The sequence below is a fragment of the Citrobacter sp. Cpo142 genome, assembly GCF_030332425.1.
GTDB classification, from domain to species: Bacteria; Pseudomonadota; Gammaproteobacteria; order Enterobacterales; family Enterobacteriaceae; genus Citrobacter; species Citrobacter portucalensis.
The window spans coordinates 255,337-274,851 of sequence record NZ_JAOWHW010000124.1; the positions used below are offsets into that span (position 1 = coordinate 255,337).

General features: G+C 54.0%; 15 protein-coding genes and 1 pseudogene. 10 read left to right on the forward strand and 6 right to left on the reverse strand.

The genetic code is table 11. The features are described from left to right. Positions 1-44 precede the first annotated feature (44 nt). From rpoN to npr, 5 genes are all read left to right on the forward strand, one after another. Positions 45-1,478 carry an RNA polymerase factor sigma-54 gene (rpoN, locus tag OGY18_RS14635; protein ID WP_032934192.1) on the forward strand — a complete coding sequence of 478 codons (1,434 nt, stop codon included), beginning with the start codon at positions 45-47 and terminating at the stop codon, positions 1,476-1,478. Between the two features lie 22 nt (positions 1,479-1,500). Next, on the forward strand, positions 1,501-1,788 hold the full coding sequence (gene hpf / locus OGY18_RS14640) for a ribosome hibernation promoting factor (RefSeq protein WP_003025078.1): 288 nt from the start codon (positions 1,501-1,503) through the stop codon (positions 1,786-1,788). An 83-nt stretch (positions 1,789-1,871) separates the two neighbouring features. After that, positions 1,872-2,363: a PTS IIA-like nitrogen regulatory protein PtsN gene (ptsN, locus tag OGY18_RS14645; RefSeq protein WP_003025083.1), complete on the forward strand. Its 492-nt coding sequence runs from the start codon at positions 1,872-1,874 to the stop codon at positions 2,361-2,363. A gap of 45 nt (positions 2,364-2,408) precedes the next feature. Next, positions 2,409-3,263: an RNase adapter RapZ gene (gene rapZ / locus OGY18_RS14650; RefSeq protein ID WP_003025085.1), complete on the forward strand. Its 855-nt coding sequence runs from the start codon at positions 2,409-2,411 to the stop codon at positions 3,261-3,263. Beyond that, positions 3,260-3,532, forward strand: coding sequence for a PTS phosphocarrier protein NPr (npr, locus tag OGY18_RS14655; protein WP_003828770.1), 273 nt, complete (start codon positions 3,260-3,262; stop codon positions 3,530-3,532). The genes rapZ and npr overlap by 4 nt, the downstream gene beginning before the upstream one ends. A 66-nt stretch (positions 3,533-3,598) precedes the next feature. Here the strand turns inward: npr and mtgA are convergent, their stop codons facing one another. From mtgA to mnmL, 4 genes are all read right to left on the reverse strand, one after another. After that, positions 3,599-4,318 (reverse strand): monofunctional biosynthetic peptidoglycan transglycosylase, encoded by a 720-nt coding sequence (gene mtgA, locus OGY18_RS14660; protein ID WP_057067621.1) that lies wholly within the window; start codon positions 4,316-4,318, stop codon positions 3,599-3,601. Then, entirely contained in the window at positions 4,315-4,968 is a 654-nt protein-coding gene (gene elbB / locus OGY18_RS14665) for an isoprenoid biosynthesis glyoxalase ElbB (protein WP_003828774.1), read from the reverse strand. Before elbB ends, mtgA begins: the two co-directional genes overlap by 4 nt. Before the next feature lie 229 nt (positions 4,969-5,197). Next, entirely contained in the window at positions 5,198-7,534 is a 2,337-nt protein-coding gene (gene arcB / locus OGY18_RS14670) for an aerobic respiration two-component sensor histidine kinase ArcB (protein ID WP_286553459.1), read from the reverse strand. Between the two features lie 195 nt (positions 7,535-7,729). Continuing rightward, positions 7,730-8,659 carry a tRNA modification radical SAM protein MnmL/YtqA gene (gene mnmL, locus OGY18_RS14675; protein ID WP_286553487.1) on the reverse strand — a complete coding sequence of 310 codons (930 nt, stop codon included), beginning with the start codon at positions 8,657-8,659 and terminating at the stop codon, positions 7,730-7,732. A gap of 684 nt (positions 8,660-9,343) precedes the next feature. Between mnmL and gltB the strand changes: the two genes are divergently transcribed. From gltB to OGY18_RS14700, 5 genes and pseudogenes are all read left to right on the forward strand, one after another. Then, positions 9,344-13,804 (forward strand): glutamate synthase large subunit, encoded by a 4,461-nt coding sequence (gltB, locus tag OGY18_RS14680; protein ID WP_286553462.1) that lies wholly within the window; start codon positions 9,344-9,346, stop codon positions 13,802-13,804. A gap of 12 nt (positions 13,805-13,816) precedes the next feature. Then, positions 13,817-15,235: a glutamate synthase small subunit gene (locus OGY18_RS14685; protein WP_286553464.1), complete on the forward strand. Its 1,419-nt coding sequence runs from the start codon at positions 13,817-13,819 to the stop codon at positions 15,233-15,235. A 90-nt stretch (positions 15,236-15,325) separates the two neighbouring features. Continuing rightward, a pseudogene (locus OGY18_RS14690) lies at positions 15,326-15,388 on the forward strand (hypothetical protein); the annotation flags it as partial. A gap of 118 nt (positions 15,389-15,506) precedes the next feature. Next, complete coding sequence (gene codB, locus OGY18_RS14695) at positions 15,507-16,757, forward strand: cytosine permease (RefSeq protein ID WP_063941617.1); 1,251 nt, start codon at positions 15,507-15,509, stop codon at positions 16,755-16,757. Next, a complete protein-coding gene (locus OGY18_RS14700) occupies positions 16,747-18,027 on the forward strand; it encodes a cytosine deaminase (protein ID WP_286553467.1) in 1,281 nt (426 codons plus the stop codon). The genes codB and OGY18_RS14700 overlap by 11 nt, the downstream gene beginning before the upstream one ends. A gap of 58 nt (positions 18,028-18,085) precedes the next feature. Here OGY18_RS14700 and nanQ read toward each other — a convergent pair whose 3' ends face one another. Together nanQ and nanK are read right to left on the reverse strand one after the other, a co-directional pair. Further along, on the reverse strand, positions 18,086-18,553 hold the full coding sequence (gene nanQ / locus OGY18_RS14705; protein ID WP_003828788.1) for an N-acetylneuraminate anomerase: 468 nt from the start codon (positions 18,551-18,553) through the stop codon (positions 18,086-18,088). 2 nt (positions 18,554-18,555) lie between these two features. Beyond that, positions 18,556-19,425, reverse strand: coding sequence for an N-acetylmannosamine kinase (gene nanK, locus OGY18_RS14710; RefSeq protein ID WP_286553469.1), 870 nt, complete (start codon positions 19,423-19,425; stop codon positions 18,556-18,558). Positions 19,426-19,515: the final 90 nt, after the last annotated feature.

A 19,515-nucleotide genomic window follows, 5' to 3' on the forward strand; every position in this document is an offset into this window, starting at 1 on the left:
GGGTAGAAGACTTCACGTCACTGCAGGAGAAAACAACTCTGAACATGAAGCAAGGTTTGCAACTCAGGCTTAGCCAACAACTGGCGATGACGCCTCAGCTACAACAGGCTATCCGTCTGTTGCAGTTGTCCACGCTGGAACTTCAGCAAGAACTTCAGCAAGCGCTGGAAAGTAACCCACTGCTCGAGCAAACCGATCTTCACGACGAAATTGATACCCAGGAAAAACAGGACAGCGAAACCCTCGACACCGCAGATGCACTCGAACAAAAAGAGATGCCTGAGGAGTTGCCGCTTGACGCCAGTTGGGATGAAATTTACACCGCCGGGACGCCTTCGGGCACCAGCGGAGATTACATCGACGACGAACTGCCAGTCTATCAGGGTGAGACCACGCAATCACTACAGGATTACCTGATGTGGCAAGTGGAACTGACCCCGTTCTCGGATACCGATCGCGCCATTGCGACATCCATTGTGGATGCGGTAGACGAAACCGGTTATCTCACCGTGACACTGGACGATATTCTCGAAAGCATGGGCGATGACGACGTCGGTATGGACGAAATCGAAGCCGTGCTTAAACGTGTTCAGCGCTTTGATCCCGTTGGCGTGGCCGCCAAAGATCTCCGTGACTGCTTACTGATCCAACTTTCGCAGTTTGATAAAGCCACACCGTGGCTGGATGAAGCGCGCCTGATCATCAGCGATCATCTCGATCTGTTAGCCAACCATGACTTCCGCACGCTGATGCGCGTGACCCGACTGAAAGAAGACGTGCTGAAAGAAGCCGTCAACCTCATCCAGTCGCTTGATCCCCGCCCAGGGCAGTCGATCCAGACTGGCGAGCCGGAGTACGTCATTCCGGATGTGCTGGTGCGTAAGCATAACGATCGCTGGGTGGTCGAACTCAACGGCGACAGCATTCCGCGCTTACAGATTAACCAGCACTACGCCGCGATGTGCAATAGCGCACGCAACGATGCCGACAGCCAGTTTATTCGTAGCAATCTGCAAGATGCGAAGTGGCTGATTAAAAGCCTGGAAAGCCGCAATGATACGTTGCTGCGCGTCAGCCGCTGCATCGTTGAGCAGCAGCAAGCTTTCTTTGAACAAGGCGAAGAGTATATGAAACCGATGGTACTGGCGGATATCGCCCAGGCCGTCGAGATGCACGAATCGACCATTTCCCGTGTGACCACGCAAAAGTATCTGCACAGTCCGCGCGGCATTTTTGAATTGAAGTATTTCTTTTCCAGTCACGTTAACACTGAAGGCGGAGGTGAAGCCTCATCCACAGCTATCCGTGCGCTGGTGAAGAAATTAATTGCTGCGGAAAACCCCGCGAAACCGCTGAGTGACAGCAAGTTAACCTCTATGCTGTCAGAACAGGGTATCATGGTGGCGCGCCGCACTGTTGCGAAGTACCGAGAGTCTTTATCCATTCCGCCGTCTAACCAGCGCAAACAGCTGGTCTGACCCAACCGATAAGGAAGACACTATGCAGCTCAACATCACTGGAAACAACGTCGAAATCACCGAAGCCCTGCGCGATTTTGTGAATACAAAATTTGCCAAGCTCGAACAATATTTCGACCGGATTAATCAGGTCTATATTGTGTTGAAAGTGGAGAAGGTTACACATATCTCGGATGCAACACTGCATGTGAACGGTGGCGAAATTCATGCCAGCGCGGAAGGTCAGGATATGTACGCCGCCATTGACGGTTTAATTGATAAACTGGCTCGGCAGTTAACAAAACATAAAGATAAACTGAAACAGCACTAACTTGTCCGGGCAGTTAGCGGGTGCAGGACGGCCTGTTGTGTAGCACAACGGGCCATTTGTACAGTTAGCGCTTAGGTGAAATTATGACAAATAACGATACGACTCTACAACTGAGCACTGTTCTTAACCAGGAATGTACACGCGCAGGCGTTCACTGCCAAAGCAAGAAACGCGCACTGGAAATCATCAGCGAACTTGCGGCAAAACAGCTTAGCTTGCCTTCTCAGGTGGTATTTGAAGCCATTCTGACGCGTGAAAAAATGGGCAGTACCGGCATCGGTAATGGTATTGCTATCCCGCACGGAAAGCTGGAAGAAGACACGATGCGCGCGGTTGGTGTGTTTGTTCAACTCGAAACACCCATCGCCTTCGACGCCATTGATAATCAACCTGTCGATCTGCTTTTCGCCCTGCTGGTCCCGGCAGACCAAACCAAGACGCATTTGCATACGTTGTCACTGGTCGCAAAACGTCTGGCAGATAAAACCATCTGTCGTCGTCTGCGCGCCGCGCAGAGTGACCAGGAGTTGTATCAAATCATCACGGACACCGAAGGTGGACAGGATGAAGCATAACAACCCAATGGCATCCTTTTTTGTCGTTGTGAGGAGAAACAGTACATGGTACTGATGATCGTCAGCGGCCGTTCAGGGTCAGGTAAATCTGTCGCCCTGCGTGCGCTGGAAGATATGGGTTTTTACTGCGTGGATAACCTTCCCGTAGTGCTGTTGCCCGATCTGGCTCGTACACTGGCCGATCGCCAGATTTCTGCGGCCGTCAGCATTGATGTGCGCAACATGCCTGAGTCCCCGGAAATTTTCGAGCAGGCAATGAATAATCTGCCCGAGGGTTTCTCACCACAGCTGCTGTTCCTTGATGCAGACCGTAACACGCTGATTCGTCGCTACAGCGACACGCGCCGTTTACACCCGCTCTCCAGCAAGAACTTGTCTCTGGAAAGCGCTATCGATAAGGAAAGCGATTTGCTGGAGCCTCTGCGCTCTCGCGCTGACCTGATCGTTGATACCTCCGAAATGTCCGTACACGAACTGGCGGAAATGTTACGTACCCGACTGCTGGGTAAACGTGAACGTGAATTGACGATGGTATTCGAATCCTTTGGTTTCAAACACGGTATCCCGATTGATGCGGATTACGTCTTTGACGTGCGCTTCCTGCCTAACCCACACTGGGATCCGAAGCTGCGCCCAATGACCGGTCTTGACCGCCCCGTCGCCGCATTCCTCGACAGGCACACAGAAGTACACAATTTTATCTACCAGACTCGCAGCTATCTTGAGCTATGGTTACCCATGCTGGAGACCAACAACCGTAGCTACCTTACCGTAGCCATCGGCTGTACCGGCGGGAAACACCGTTCGGTGTATATTGCAGAGCAGCTGGCAGACTACTTCCGCTCACGCGGTAAAAACGTGCAGTCACGCCATCGTACGCTGGAAAAACGTAAATCATGACCGTGAAGCAAACCGTTGAAATCACCAATAAGCTGGGCATGCATGCCCGCCCAGCGATGAAACTGTTTGAATTGATGCAGGGTTTCGAAGCAGAAGTTTTACTGCGTAATGATGAAGGAACGGAAGCCGAGGCCAACAGCGTTATCGCTCTGCTGATGCTGGATTCAGCCAAAGGGCGTCAGATAGAAGTCGAAGCCACGGGACCACAGGAAGTAGAAGCCCTGGCCGCAGTGATTGCCCTGTTTAATTCAGGGTTTGATGAAGATTAATCGAGTACACAGAACGTAGCCAGTAGGCCGGATAAGGCGTTTACGCCGCATCCGGCAATAACTACGCTAATACAGCTTATTTTCCCGCATAAACGACTCACCACCTAACTGACGCATTTGGCGCATAATCCAAGCCTGGCGGTTACGCACATAACCAGAAGGCGCATTCGCCTTAAAACGCAAAGGATTGGGCAATACTGCTGCCAGCAAGGCCGCTTCAGACAGGCTCAACCGACTGGCCGGTTTATGAAAATACCGTTGCGCCGCCGCCTCCACGCCAAATACTCCATCGCCAAACTCGGCGATATTCAAATAGACGGTCAGAATACGTTTCTTACTCCAGACGGTTTCCATACCCAGCGTTAGCCCGGCTTCAAGGCCCTTACGCACCCAGCTACGTCCATCCCATAAAAACAGGTTTTTCGCCGTCTGTTGCGATAACGTCGACGCCCCGCGAATGCGGTTTTCATTGCGTTCATTGTGCGCCAGCGCTTTCTCTATGGCGGTGACGTCAAACCCCCAGTGGTCTGGAAACTTCTGATCCTCCGCAGCAATAACCGCCAGTCCCATCCACGGTGAGATCTCATCCATACTCACCCAGTCCGAGTGCGCCACATAGCCGAAATCACCGGACAGCCATGCGCCCAGCTGTCGCTCGACCATCACCGCCGAGAAAGGCACAGGCATCACGCTGAAAAGTGCGATACCCCCGCCCCAGAATACGGCGAGGACAACCACCACCCGCAGAAAAATACGTCGCAGAAAGGCGGTTACTCCTTTTCTCATTCAGTCAGCACCAACACACGCGATACCAGTTTATCAATGCCACTCGCAGCCTGAGCGATGTCCTGCGCCAGCATATAGGCAGGCGTGGTGACGATTTTGTTGTCTTCATCGACGACAATGTCATCAACCGGACAAGGCACATGCTCAGCGCCCATCTCTTCCAGCACCTCTGCCGTGTCGATATCAGTGCCGATGGTCAGACGCAGCGGGAAGTCAAAAATTTTAGGTAACATGGCAGGCGCAATGCACATAAATCCCAACGGCTTACCCGCCTGATGCATGGCCACCGCCAGCGCGGCTAAATCGCTGTCAACCCGGCATTCGCTGCCCTGACTGGCAAAATTGCTCAGATTTTTGGCCGCACCAAACCCACCCGGCACGATCAACGCATCCAGTTCCGATGAGACTGCCTGCGCAAGTGGGCGAATATCGCCACGTGTGATGCGCGCGGCTTCAATCAGCACATTGCGAGTTTCCAGCATCGGCTCGCCGGTCAGATGATTAATCACATCCGCTTGTTGTTTATCCGGTGCAAAACAGACGGCTTGAGCGCCGTTGCGGGCAATGGCCAGAAGCGTGAGAACAGTTTCATGGATCTCTGCACCGTCATACACGCCGCATCCGCTGAGCACTACACCCACTTTTTTCATCGTGATACTCCTTTCTCAACTGGCTGAAACATATTAGTTATTATGATTTAAATGCTACGCTTCACACATTTAACTGATTCATGTAACAAATTATTTAAGATTTGCTATCTTAACTGCGTGCGGCCTGAAAATTAGGGCTGCGCCCTTGTAAACAATGATAATAATTTACGGCGCAGCCACGATTTCCCTGGTGTTGGCGCAGTATTCGCGCACCCCGGTCAAGCCGGGGTCATTTTTTTTCCACGCTCGCCACCCAGGCTTTTAATACTGCCACGTCGTGCTGCCACTCCTGCTTCATCTCTTCAATCCATTCAGCAACGTTATCTTCCCAGGCAGGAAGATCCGGCGACTGGATTTGCTGACCTAGCTGTTGCAGGTGACGCAGCCCCACTGAACCTGCTGCGCCTTTAATTTTATGGCCTTCCTCAACAACACCTTTTTTATCCCGTGCCGTCAGGTTGGACTCCAGCACGCTCAAATATCCCGGCATCATCTTCTCAAACACCGCCAGCCCGTCGGTAATTAACTTCGGTCCCACCAGCTCGAGGTATTGTTCCAACATAGGAATATCTAACAGCGCTTGCGATTTACTGCTTTCTTCAGATGTCACAGTGCTCTCCTCTTCGTTTCGGGTATCCCAGTATTTTTTGATCATGGCGGTTAGCGCCGGAACCGACAGCGGCTTACTCAGCACGTCGTCCATGCCTGCGTCCAGATACTCTTTTTTATCTTTCAGTACGTTGGCGGTGAGTGCGACCAGCGGTGGCAGATCTTCACGGGCGTATTTTTGCGTGAGCTCCCGCGAGATATCCAGACCGGTCATATCCGGTAGCTGAATATCCAACAACACCAGGTCATATTCACCCGGCGTAAACATTTCCAGCGCGGCTTTCCCGGTCATCGCGACATCCACGCTGTTGCCTAATTTTTCCAGCACGGAGCGCGCAACAATAACGTTCAGCTCAATGTCTTCCACCAGCAGCACATTCAGGGCTGGCAGCGGCAGTTCATCGTCTTCAAAAGCATCTTCAATCTCTTCCGCTACTGCAGGGGCATGCACGGTCAGCGTAAAGATGGACCCTTTTCCTGCCTGGCTGGAAACCGTAATATCACCGCCCATGTTTTTCGCAAGACGCTTCGACACGGCTAAACCAATCCCTGTCCCCGTGGCCGGTTTACCGCCATTGCTGTCCTTCACCTGATAATACATGGCGAAGATTTTATCCTGCTCATCCTGCGGAATGCCGATCCCTGAATCTTCAACTTCGAAATGCAGCATATTCCCCTGGTCATAGCGCGCCCGCACGGTCACCTGCCCCTGCTGGGTAAACTTCACGGCGTTGCTGATCAGATTCCACAGGATCTGACGCAAACGCGTGCCGTCGGTAATGACCTTATGCGGCAGCGGTAGCGTTGGCTCAAGCACAAAACGCAGCCCTTTTTGCTGCGCCTGTAGGCCAGAGAGGTTTTCCAGATCCGCCATAAAGCTGGTGAAATCAACAGGCTGGTTATCGAGCTGGACTTTACGTCGCTCCATCTTATCCATGTCGATAATATCGTTGAAAATATTCCCCAGCGTCACGGCAGAGACGTGGATTGTTTTCAGGTATTTTTCCTGCTCCGCGGTCAGATCCGTATCCAGCAGGATCCGGCTTAAGCCGACAATGCCATTAAGCGGGGTGCGTAGCTCGTGGCTGATGGTAGAAATGAAGGTGGTCTTATCGCGGCTGGCGCGCTCAAGCGCATCCTGATAACGCTTACGTTCGGTGATATCGCGCCCAAAGCCCATCAGACCATGTCGCTTACCTACGCGGTCATAGTAAGGCACCTTGCGAATTTCAAAGCAGGCTTTGCGCCCGTCCGGGTAGTCCAGCCACTGTTCGTAGGTGAGCGAGACATTATGACGGAACACCTTCTCGTCGGTCTCAATCACCTTTTCAGCCGCTTCAGGAGAGTAAACGTCAGCCGGTTTTAAGTTCACCAGCTGCTTTTCGCTTTTGCCAGTCAGCAGCTCCATGGCACGGTTACAGCCGGAAAACTCTTTATCTTCATTGCGATAAAAAACCAGATCCGGCGAGGCATCGAGGAAAGAGCGTAAAAAGGAAGACTGTTGCTTAAGCTGGATCTGCGCTTCTTCGCGCTCTTTGATTTCGACTTTAAGCTGCTCGAATGTTTCCTGGCGCTCTGCTTCAGCTTTTTCACGCTCAACAATTTCCTGATTGAGCTGGGCAATATTATCTTTCAACTGCACATTGAGCTTGAGATCGCGCTCGCGCATCTCTTCCAGCTTTTGTACCAGTCGTGACAGGCGTTGCCGGGACTCCTCAAGTTGCTCCACCACCACGGACAAGAAATATACGGCCCAGGGGGTAATTAACAGACCAAAAAAGATAGAGCGGATGACATCAATGCTTTCTACCTGGCCATGCAGCACCATGGTGACAGCCATCTGCACCACAATTGCCAACACGACCAGAGCCAGCGCCAACAGCAGCGAAAAGCGCACCAGACCTAACTTCATCATCAGGTCGACGTAATATTGCGCCAGCATACGGATTTGCTTCATAGAGGGTTCCTTCACGACAACTTGGCACAATAATACTCAATTCTCAGCGTGACGTTGAAGATTGTGCAAGAAATGCGGAGGTTATCGGTGAAATGACCGCGGAGAGGCCATCGTACGCCTGATAAGCAAAGCGCCATCAGGCAAGCAGGCGCAGATTTCCGGATGTCGGCTTTGCCTTATCCGGCCTACGGAGAGTTAGTTCTCAGGCAGCACCCATGGCGTACCGAGCGCCGAGCCTTGCACACCGTACTTGTTAAGGTACTTATCCAGTTCGACCATGCCGGTCCAGCGGTTTTCACACCATAGAGGTGCCAACAGCGTTGGGCGGCGCGCGCTGGCGGAAATTCGATGATAAATCACCTCTGGCGGCGTATGACGGATCATCTCCCCGGCGGTAACCGTATAGTCGTCCAGTTCAATTCCGTTCAGCCGCCCGGCTTCCCAGGCTTTCGCCATCGTACTGCCTTTCACAATATGCAGCGGGTGCAGCTTAATACCGTCAACACCCGTCTCCACCACACGTTCCATGGTTTGCAGGCATTCTGCCTGCCCTTCTCCCGGCAGACCGACAATCAGGTGTGAGCACACTTTCAGCCCGCGCTCGCGTGCCAGTCGCGTAGTGCGTTGGTAACAGGCAAAATCATGGCCGCGGTTAATACGGTGCAAGGTTTTGTCATGCGCAGTTTGCAAACCGAGTTCCAGCCATACCTCATAGCCGAGGTCTTTATACTCGCAAAGCAGATCGAGTACCGCATCCGGCACACAGTCGGGGCGCGTCCCAACGCATAACCCAACGATACTGGCCTGGCTAACCGCCTGCTGATACATCGAACGCAGCACCTGCACTTCAGCAAAGGTGCTGGTATAGGCCTGGAAATAGGCCAGATAGCGTTTCGCACGATTGACCAGATGCGCCTGATGATCAAGCTGCTCGGCAATAGAATGGTGCTGCTGTGCTTCATCGGCAAACGAGGCGACATTGCAGAAAGTACATCCGCCACGTCCGATAGTGCCATCTCGATTTGGACAGCTAAAGCCGCCGTGAAGCGTGAGTTTATGAACCTTTTGCCCGTAACGGCGAGAAAGATCCCCACCAAACATATTGACTAATTTCTGTAACTGCATAATCTGGTAGACCGCGCCTTGAAAAGAGGCCAAAGCCTGCCATTTTTTGCCCCAGTCGGCGATGACCTGGATCAATCGCCCTGGCGTGCCTTTATTTATTGCATAACGAATCAAAATAATCGAAATTTCATTCATTCAAAATGAAATTACTTTTCCTTATATCCGACTGTTTTTTTTATCTTCTTATACTCTCAGCATAAAAACAGTATCTTTAAGACGCCAAAACTCTAAAAACCAGCATAAAATGCCAAGCATAGCGATAAATAAAGGGAGGACGGGGGATATACAGCCTTTCTGACAGTGAGACAGATCACACTTCGCACTCCATTCCCCTTGCGTTAAATCAATGTAAAAAAGCCTTAAATTTCAACACATTCATAAAGTTAATCGCCCTATAGCACATTTTTGCATAAATAAGATTGCCATTTGACCTGTGTGTGGATTCCCGATAACGTGGAAATCCGCTGGAAGCTTTCTGGATGAGCAGTCTGCTCATCATATTTATGCAGTAATTGAGATTCCCTCTGAAGCAAGTCCTCAAACTTGTTTGACCTATGCGAAAAGGATAAAGAGGGCGAATGCGAGGTAAGCGTATGACACGCAAACCCCGTCGCCATGCTCTTGGTGTGCCCGTGCGCAACGGTCCAGATGGGAATCCCGCAGAGCCTGGGGAGGTTCACTGATATGTTGTACGATAAATCCCTTGAGAGGGATAACTGTGGTTTCGGCCTGATCGCCCACATAGAAGGCGAACCTAGCCACAAGGTAGTGCGTACCGCCATACACGCACTGGCCCGCATGCAGCACCGTGGCGCAATTCTTGCCGATGGTAAAACCGGCGATGGTTGCGGTTTGCTGTTACAAAAACCTGACCGCTTTTTCCGCATCGTGGCGCAAGAGCGCGGCTGGCGTTTAGCTAAAAACTACGCCGTCGGCATGATCTTTTTAAATAAAGACGCTGAACTGGCTGCGGCTTCTCGTCGCATTGTCGAAGAAGAATTACAGCAGGAGACCCTGTCGATTGTCGGCTGGCGCGACGTGCCGACCAACGAAGGTGTTCTCGGTGAAATCGCCCTCTCCTCCCTGCCTCGTATCGAGCAAATTTTTGTCAACGCCCCTGCGGGCTGGCGTCCGCGTGATATGGAGCGTCGCCTGTTCATCGCGCGCCGTCGTATCGAAAAACGCCTCCAGGACGATAAAGACTTCTACGTCTGTAGCTTGTCGAACCTGGTCAATATCTATAAAGGTCTGTGTATGCCGGCGGATCTGCCGCGCTTTTACCTGGACCTGGCGGATCTGCGTCTGGAATCGGCCATCTGCCTGTTCCACCAGCGCTTCTCCACTAATACCGTACCGCGCTGGCCGCTGGCGCAACCGTTCCGCTACCTGGCTCATAACGGTGAAATTAACACCATCACCGGCAACCGCCAGTGGGCACGCGCACGTACCTATAAATTCCAGACACCGCTGATCCCTGACCTGCACGACGCCGCACCGTTCGTTAACGAAACCGGCTCCGACTCCAGCTCAATGGATAACATGCTGGAACTGCTGCTGGCTGGCGGGATGGACATTATCCGCGCCATGCGTTTACTGGTGCCGCCGGCCTGGCAGAACAACCCGGATATGGACCCGGAGCTGCGCGCGTTCTTTGACTTTAACTCCATGCACATGGAGCCGTGGGATGGCCCGGCGGGCATTGTTATGTCCGACGGCCGCTTTGCCGCCTGTAACCTTGACCGTAACGGCCTGCGTCCGGCGCGCTATGTCATCACCAAAGACAAGCTGATTACCTGCGCCTCTGAAGTCGGGATCTGGGATTATCAGCCGGATGAAGTCGTCGAGAAAGGTCGCGTCGGCCCAGGCGAGCTGATGGTTATCGATACCCGCAGCGGGCGCATTCTGCACTCCGCCGAAACCGATGACGATCTGAAAAGCCGCCATCCGTACAAAGAGTGGATGGAGAAAAACGTTCGCCGTCTGGTGCCGTTCGAAGATCTGGCTGACGATCAGGTCGGCAGCCGCGAACTGGACGATGACACCCTCGCCAGCTATCAGAAACAGTTTAACTACAGCGCCGAAGAGCTGGACTCCGTGATCCGCGTGCTCGGTGAAAACGGTCAGGAAGCGGTCGGTTCAATGGGTGATGATACCCCGTTTGCGGTGCTCTCAAGCCAGCCACGCATCATTTATGATTACTTCCGCCAGCAGTTCGCGCAGGTGACTAACCCGCCGATCGACCCGCTGCGTGAAGCGCACGTTATGTCGCTGGCCACCAGCATCGGTCGTGAGATGAACGTCTTCTGCGAAGCCGAAGGTCAGGCACACCGCCTGAGCTTTAAATCGCCGATCCTGCTGTACTCCGATTTCACCCAGCTCACCACCATGAAAGAGGAACATTACCGCGCCGATCGCCTGGATATCACCTTCGACGTGACCGAATCCACGCTCGAAGAGACCGTCAAAGCATTGTGCGATAAAGCCGAACAGATGGTGCGTAACGGTACAGTGCTGCTGGTGCTCTCTGACCGTAACATCGCGAAAAACCGCCTGCCGGTTCCGGCACCGATGGCCGTAGGCGCAGTGCAAACGCGTCTGGTAGAACAAAGTCTGCGTTGCGACGCCAACATCATCGTTGAAACCGCCAGCGCCCGTGACCCGCACCATTTTGCTGTCCTGCTCGGCTTTGGCGCGACGGCCATTTATCCGTATCTTGCGTATGAAACGCTGGGACGATTGATCGACACTCAGGCGATTGCCAAAGATTACCGGACCGTGATGCTGAACTACCGTAACGGCATCAACAAAGGTCTGTACAAAATCATGTCCAAAATGGGCATCTCGACCATCGCCTCTTACCGCTGCTCGAAGCTGTTTGAAGCGGTTGGTCTGCATGATGATGTCGTGGCGCTGTGCTTCCAGGGCGTAGTCAGCCGCATCAGCGGCGCAGGGTTTACCGACTTCCAGCAGGATCTGCTGAACCTCTCCAAACATGCATGGCTGGCACGTAAGCCTATCAGTCAGGGCGGTTTGCTCAAATACGTCCACGGCGGCGAATACCATGCCTACAACCCGGACGTGGTGCGCACGCTGCAACAGGCGGTACAAAGCGGTGAGTACAGCGACTATCAGGAATATGCCAAGCTGGTCAATGAGCGTCCGGCGGCCACGCTGCGCGATCTGCTGGCGATCACGCCTGGCGACGAAGCCGTAAGCATTAGCGAAGTAGAACCCGCAACCGAACTGTTTAAACGCTTTGATACCGCGGCGATGTCCATCGGTGCATTAAGCCCCGAAGCACACGAAGCGCTGGCCGAAGCCATGAACAGCATCGGTGGCAACTCGAACTCCGGTGAAGGCGGCGAAGACCCGGCGCGCTACGGCACTAACAAGTTGTCGCGCATTAAGCAGGTTGCCTCCGGTCGCTTTGGCGTAACCCCGGCGTATCTGGTCAATGCCGATGTCATTCAGATTAAAGTCGCTCAGGGCGCGAAGCCTGGCGAAGGCGGTCAGTTACCGGGTGATAAAGTCACCCCGTACATCGCTAAACTGCGCTATTCGGTACCGGGCGTGACGTTGATCTCCCCGCCGCCGCACCACGATATTTACTCTATCGAAGACTTAGCACAGCTGATTTTCGACCTCAAACAGGTCAACCCGAAAGCGATGATCTCCGTGAAGCTGGTTTCCGAACCGGGTGTCGGCACTATCGCCACAGGCGTGGCAAAAGCCTATGCGGATCTGATCACCATTGCTGGCTACGATGGCGGTACCGGCGCAAGCCCGCTCTCCTCGGTGAAATATGCGGGCTGCCCGTGGGAACTCGGTCTGGTGGAAACCCAGCAGGCGCTGGTCGCTAACGGTCTGCGTCACAAGATTCGTCTGCAGGTTGATGGCGGTCTGAAAACCGGTGTCGATATCATTAAAGCGGCGATTCTGGGTGCGGAAAGCTTCGGCTTCGGTACCGGTCCAATGGTGGCGCTGGGCTGTAAATACCTGCGTATTTGCCACCTGAACAACTGCGCAACCGGCGTGGCGACTCAGGATGACAAACTGCGTAAGAACCACTATCACGGCCTGCCGTTCAAAGTGACTAACTACTTTGAATTTATCGCCCGCGAAGTCCGTGAGCTGATGGCGCAACTGGGTGTGAAGCGTCTGGTGGATCTGATTGGTCGTACCGACCTGCTCAAAGAGCTGGAAGGGTTTACCGCTAAGCAACAGAAACTGGAACTGTCTCGTCTGCTGGAAACCGCCGAACCGCATCCGGGTAAAGCGCTGCATTGCACCGAGAACAACCCGCCGTTTGATAACGGCGTGCTGAACGCTCAGTTGTTACAGCAAGCGAAACCGTTTGTCGACGAGCGCCAGAGCAAAACCTTCTGGTTCGATATCCGCAACACCGACCGTTCTGTTGGCGCGTCGCTGTCGGGCTATATCGCGCAAACACATGGCGATCAGGGGCTGGCGTCTGACCCAATCAAAGCGCACTTCAGCGGTACCGCAGGCCAGAGCTTCGGCGTGTGGAACGCGGGCGGCGTGGAGCTGTATCTGACCGGCGATGCCAACGACTATGTCGGTAAAGGCATGGCTGGCGGCCTGCTGGCAGTGCGTCCTCCGGTTGGCTCTGCTTTCCGTAGCCATGAGGCGAGCATCATTGGTAACACCTGTCTGTACGGCGCCACCGGTGGCCGCCTGTTTGCCGCGGGTCGTGCGGGTGAGCGCTTTGCAGTACGTAACTCCGGCGCAATCACCGTGGTTGAAGGTATTGGCGACAACGGCTGCGAATATATGACCGGCGGCATCGTCTGTATTCTCGGAAAAACGGGCGTCAACTTCGGAGCGGGTATGACGGGCGGATTTGCCTACGTGCTCGACGAAGACGGTGAGTTCCGCAAACGCGTGAACCCGGAACTGGTAGAAGTGCTGAGCGTGGACTCGCTGGCTATCCACGAGGAACACCTGCGCGGTTTGATTACCGAGCACGTACAGCATACCGGCTCTTCACACGGCGAAGAGATCCTGGCTAACTGGCCAGCATTCTCGGCGAAATTCGCGCTGGTAAAACCAAAATCCAGTGATGTGAAAGCACTGTTGGGTCACCGTAGTCGTAGCGCAGCAGAGCTGCGTGTGCAGGCGCAGTAAGGGGTAGCAGCAATGAGTCAGAACGTATACCAATTTATCGACCTGCAGCGCGTTGATCCGCCTAAGAAGCCGCTGAAGATCCGTAAGATCGAGTTTATTGAGATCTACGAGCCGTTTTCCGAAGGCCAGGCCAAAGCACAGGCAGACCGTTGCCTGTCCTGCGGTAACCCGTACTGCGAGTGGAAGTGCCCGGTGCATAACTACATCCCGAACTGGCTGAAACTGGCGAACGAGGGGCGTATTTTTGAAGCAGCAGAACTGTCGCACCAGACCAACACTCTGCCGGAAGTCTGTGGCCGCGTGTGCCCGCAGGATCGTCTGTGTGAAGGATCCTGTACGCTGAACGATGAGTTCGGCGCGGTAACTATCGGCAACATCGAGCGCTATATCAACGATAAAGCATTCGAAATGGGCTGGCGCCCGGATATGACCGGCGTGCGTCAAACCGACAAGCGCGTGGCGATCATCGGTGCCGGTCCGGCAGGCCTGGCCTGTGCTGATGTGCTGACCCGCAACGGCGTGAAGGCGGTGGTATTTGACCGCCACCCGGAAATCGGCGGTCTGCTGACCTTCGGTATTCCAGCCTTCAAACTGGAAAAAGAGGTGATGACCCGCCGTCGTGAAATCTTCACCGGTATGGGCATTGAGTTCAAATTGAACGTGGAAGTGGGCCGCGATGTACAGCTTGACTCCCTGCTGAAAGATTATGACGCCGTGTTCCTTGGCGTAGGTACCTATCAGTCTATGCGCGGTGGGCTGGAAAACGAAGACGCTTCCGGCGTATTTGATGCCCTGCCGTTCCTGATCGCCAATACCAAACAGTTGATGGGCTTTGGCGAAAGCAGCGACGAGCCGTACATCAGCATGGAAGGCAAACGCGTCGTCGTTCTCGGTGGCGGCGATACCGCGATGGACTGCGTGCGGACCTCGGTTCGCCAGAACGCAGCACACGTTATCTGTGCTTATCGTCGTGACGAAGAGAACATGCCGGGTTCCAAACGCGAAGTGAAAAATGCGCGTGAAGAAGGCGTCGAATTCCAGTTCAACGTCCAGCCTTTAGGCGTGGAAGTGAACGCCAACGGTAAGGTATGCGGTGTGAAAATGGCGCGTACCGAAATGGGCGAACCGGATGCTAAAGGGCGTCGCCGCGCGGAGATCGTCGTCGGTTCCGAACACGTTGTTCCGGCAGATGCGGTGGTACTGGCGTTTGGCTTCCGTCCGCACAATATGGAGTGGCTGGCAAAACACAGCGTCGAACTGGATTCTCAGGGCCGCATTATTGCTCCTGAGCGCAGCGACAACGCCTTCCAGACCAGCAACCCGAAAATCTTCGCCGGTGGTGACATCGTGCGCGGTTCGGATCTGGTAGTCACCGCGATTGCCGAAGGTCGTAAAGCGGCGGACGGCATCCTGAACTACCTGGAAGTGTAATACCTCTGGCTCCCCTGCCACAGCCTGACGCTGATGGATGGGGAGCCCATATTTCTCCGCAAAATACATGCGGGAACATTCTTCGAAAGCCGCTCGCAAACCATGCTGGAAACTCAACTCGCACGCGGTGGTTCACTGACGACGGAGAAAAACCAGCTAATCATTAACCCCACGAATAATTATCAAGAAAATATCACACGAAAACGTTTGCTTTACGTTGAGAACTGTATATTATGCGGCGGATTTTTTGGGCAAAATTCATGGAGGCGTTGTGTCGCAAGACAACAATTATAGCCAGGGCCCCGTCCCTCTGGCGGCGCGAAAAGGCGTAGTTCCACTAACATTTGTGATGTTGGGGCTCACATTTTTTTCCGCCAGTATGTGGACCGGTGGCACACTCGGTACCGGTCTTTCCTATAATGATTTCTTCCTGGCAGTTCTCTTCGGTAATCTTCTCCTCGGTATTTACACTGCATTTCTCGGTTTTATCGGCGCAAAAACAGGGCTATCAACCCACCTTCTGGCGCGTTACTCATTTGGTGTGAAAGGTTCATGGCTTCCCTCTCTGCTGCTAGGCGGCACACAGGTAGGCTGGTTTGGCGTTGGTGTGGCCATGTTTGCTATCCCGGTTGGCAAAGCGACGGGAATTGACGTCAATATCCTGATTGCGGTTTCCGGTCTGCTGATGACCCTGACCATCTTTTTTGGCATCTCAGCGCTGACCATTTTATCTATCATCGCCGTACCTGCCATCGTCATTCTTGGCAGCTACTCCGTCTGGCTGGCAGTGAGCGATGTCGGCGGTTTGGAGCATTTAAAAGCGATAGTGCCGCAAACGCCGCTGGATTTCTCCACCGCACTGGCGCTGGTAGTCGGCTCGTTTGTCAGCGCAGGGACGTTAACCGCTGACTTCGTCCGTTTTGGTCGCAACGCCAAAGGTGCGGTGCTGATCGCCATGGTGGCATTTTTCCTCGGCAATTCGCTTATGTTTATCTTCGGCGCTGCGGGCGCGGCTGCGGTTGGGCAGGCGGATATCTCTGACGTGATGATTGCCCAGGGACTGCTGCTGCCCGCAATCATCGTTCTCGGCCTGAATATCTGGACCACCAACGATAATGCGTTGTATGCATCGGGCCTGGGATTTGCCAATATTACCGGCCTTTCCAGCCGTACGCTGTCAGTGGCTAACGGTATTATCGGCACACTGTGCGCGCTATGGCTTTACAATAACTTTGTCGGCTGGCTGACATTTCTGTCGGCAGCGATTCCCCCGATTGGCGGGGTGATCATCGCCGACTATCTGCTGAACCATCGCCGATATGCCGACTTCAGCAAAGCGCAATTTATTTCCGTAAACTGGATAGCGCTCCTGTCCGTTGCACTGGGCATTGCCGCAGGTCACTATATTCCAGGCATCGTGCCCGTCAATGCCGTACTCGGCGGCGTATTCAGCTATATCCTGCTGAATCCACTTTTCAATCGCAGCCTTGCTAAATCACCGGAGGTCAGCCATGCAGAATAATAACATCACCATTCATCAGGCGCGTTTACAGGGACGTGAAGGGTTATGGCAAATCACGATTGAAAACGGGCGCTTTAGCCGTATTGAGCCTCAAGACGCAGCGACGATACCACAGGGTGAAGTGCTTGATGCTGAAGGCGGTCTGGCTATCCCACCGTTCGTTGAGCCACATATCCATCTGGACACTACGCAAACCGCGGGCGAGCCGAGCTGGAATCAGTCTGGTACGCTGTTTGAGGGCATTGAGCGCTGGGCTGAACGTAAGGCAATGCTCACTCACGAAGACGTCAAAGCGCGCGCCATGCAGACCCTGAAGTGGCAGATGGCCAACGGCATCCAGTATGTCCGTACTCACGTTGACGTTTCCGACCCTACGTTGACGGCGCTAAAAGCCATGCTGGAGGTAAAGCAAGAAGTCGCTCCGTGGGTAGAGCTACAGATTGTCGCGTTCCCGCAAGAAGGCATTCTTTCTTATCCCAACGGTGAAGCGCTCCTGGAGGAAGCTGTGCGTCTGGGCGCCGACGTCATTGGCGCGATCCCGCACTTTGAATTCACGCGTGAATATGGCGTAGAGTCGCTGTATAAGATTTTCGCTCTGGCGCAAAAATACGACAGACTTATCGACGTGCACTGTGACGAAATCGATGATGAGCAATCCCGCTTTGTTGAAACCGTTGCGGCCCTGGCGCATCGCTACAATATGGGCGAACGCGTGACCGCCAGCCATACCACGGCAATGCATTCCTATAACGGCGCGTATGCTTCCCGTCTTTTCCGTCTGTTGAAAATGTCCGGTATTAACTTTGTCGCAAATCCACTGGTTAATATTCACCTGCAAGGACGCTTCGACACGTACCCTAAGCGTCGTGGTGTTACGCGCGTCAAAGAGATGCTGGAGGCGGAGATCAACGTCTGCTTCGGTCATGATGACGTCTTCGATCCGTGGTACCCGCTGGGCACTGCGAATATGCTGCAGGTGCTGCATATGGGATTACACGTGTGCCAGTTGATGGGATACGGACAAATTAACGATGGGTTGAACCTGGTCACCACCCACAGCGCGAAAACCCTGCACCTGCAGGACTACGGTCTGAACGTGGGGAATTCTGCGAATCTGGTGATTTTGCCTGCAGAAAATGGGTTTGATGCGGTTCGTCGCCAGACGCCTGCCCGTTATTCCATTCGTCATGGTCGAGTCATTGCCGAGACGGTCCCAAGCCAAACCACACTGCATCTGACGCAGCCAGAAACGGTGACTTTTAAGCGCTAGGTCGTTACATTCCATGTCGGATGGCGTAAGCCTTGCCATCCGACACAGTCTCTCATTCTCAAGCTTGTAATAAACTGGCGCGGACTTTGATCACCACCTTTTTGATGTCCATCGGGGCCTGCACCACACAACCCGGTTTATGCGGCTCGCCCGGCATAAAAATCACAAATTTTCCCGGCTTCAGTACCATAGCCTGCTCATCGGCAATCTGACTGCACAGCTGATAATCATCCTCAACGTGCATCTCTTCGCAGTGACGAGCAGAATCGGTCATCCCAAACAGAATACGTTCTTCGCCGGACAACAGCATCTGAATATCAATGTACTGCTGATGCAGCTCCGCTTTCTTTTGCTCTGGGCTCTGCGTTGTAAATTGCATGACATTCATAAAAATATTCTCGCCCTGCAACGTGTAGCGCCCAGGCGTCTTCTCCTGCGGATTCGCCGCAATGGCAAGCGTTAACGCCTGCTGCAAGACCGGATGTAATCCGGCAGAAGGCAGTGAATTCAACGCATCTGATATCATCATCATTCTCCCTGGGCCAACAGCGCGGCCCCCAGTAATCCAGCGTCATGACGGTAATGCGCCGCCAGCAATTCCACGTGATAGGCCAAAGGCTCTTGTGCCAGATAATGTTCCACCAGCGCCAGATACCCTTCAGCCAGCCCAACGCTGCCGCCAATCACCACAATCTGGCAATCGGTCGTGGCCTTCACATCGGCAACAAGCCTTGCCAATGTTCGCGCTGAGCGATGGATCAACCGACTTGCCTGCTCATCCCCCTGCCCGGCACAGCTAAAAATAGTTTTGGCGTCGCATCCGGCAAGCGCGCCTTCGGCTGCCGCCGCTATTCCACGACCGGATGCGATCGCCTCAACGCAGCCCACACGCCCGCAGCCGCACATGGGCCCATGCGGGTCAGCCAGCGTATGCCCCAGATGCCCGGCCAGACCGCCAGTCCCGGTCAGCAGTTTCCCACCGCTGACGACTCCCCCGCCCACACCGGTGGAGACGGTAATAAACACCAAATCGCGGTACTCACCGCCAAGCGCATGGTACTCAGCCCACGCCGCTGCCTGTGCGTCATTGACGGCCAGCGTCGGCAGGCCGGTGATTTGTTCCAGCGTTTGTGTCAGTGGAAAATGCATCAACCCGCCGAGGTTATGCGGATTCAGCGCCAGCAAAGCCCCCTCACGGATAATCCCCGTCGAGGCGCTCGCCACCCGATTAGCATGCCTCTGTAGCGGTGCAACCAGTGTTTGTAACGCGGCGCGCAGCGCTTGCGGCGTTTTACTGGCAGGCGTCGGCAGTTCACGCCGCTCGCGGATTTGCAGATTGTTCTCTACCAGCGCGGCAGCCAATTTGGTGCCGCCGATGTCAATCGCCAGCGTGGTCATGACACAGCCTTTTGCATCGTGGTGGCGCTCTGTAGCTCGAAGAACGACATATTTCTTCCCTTACGGCTATTGCCTGGTTCTGCGCCGGGC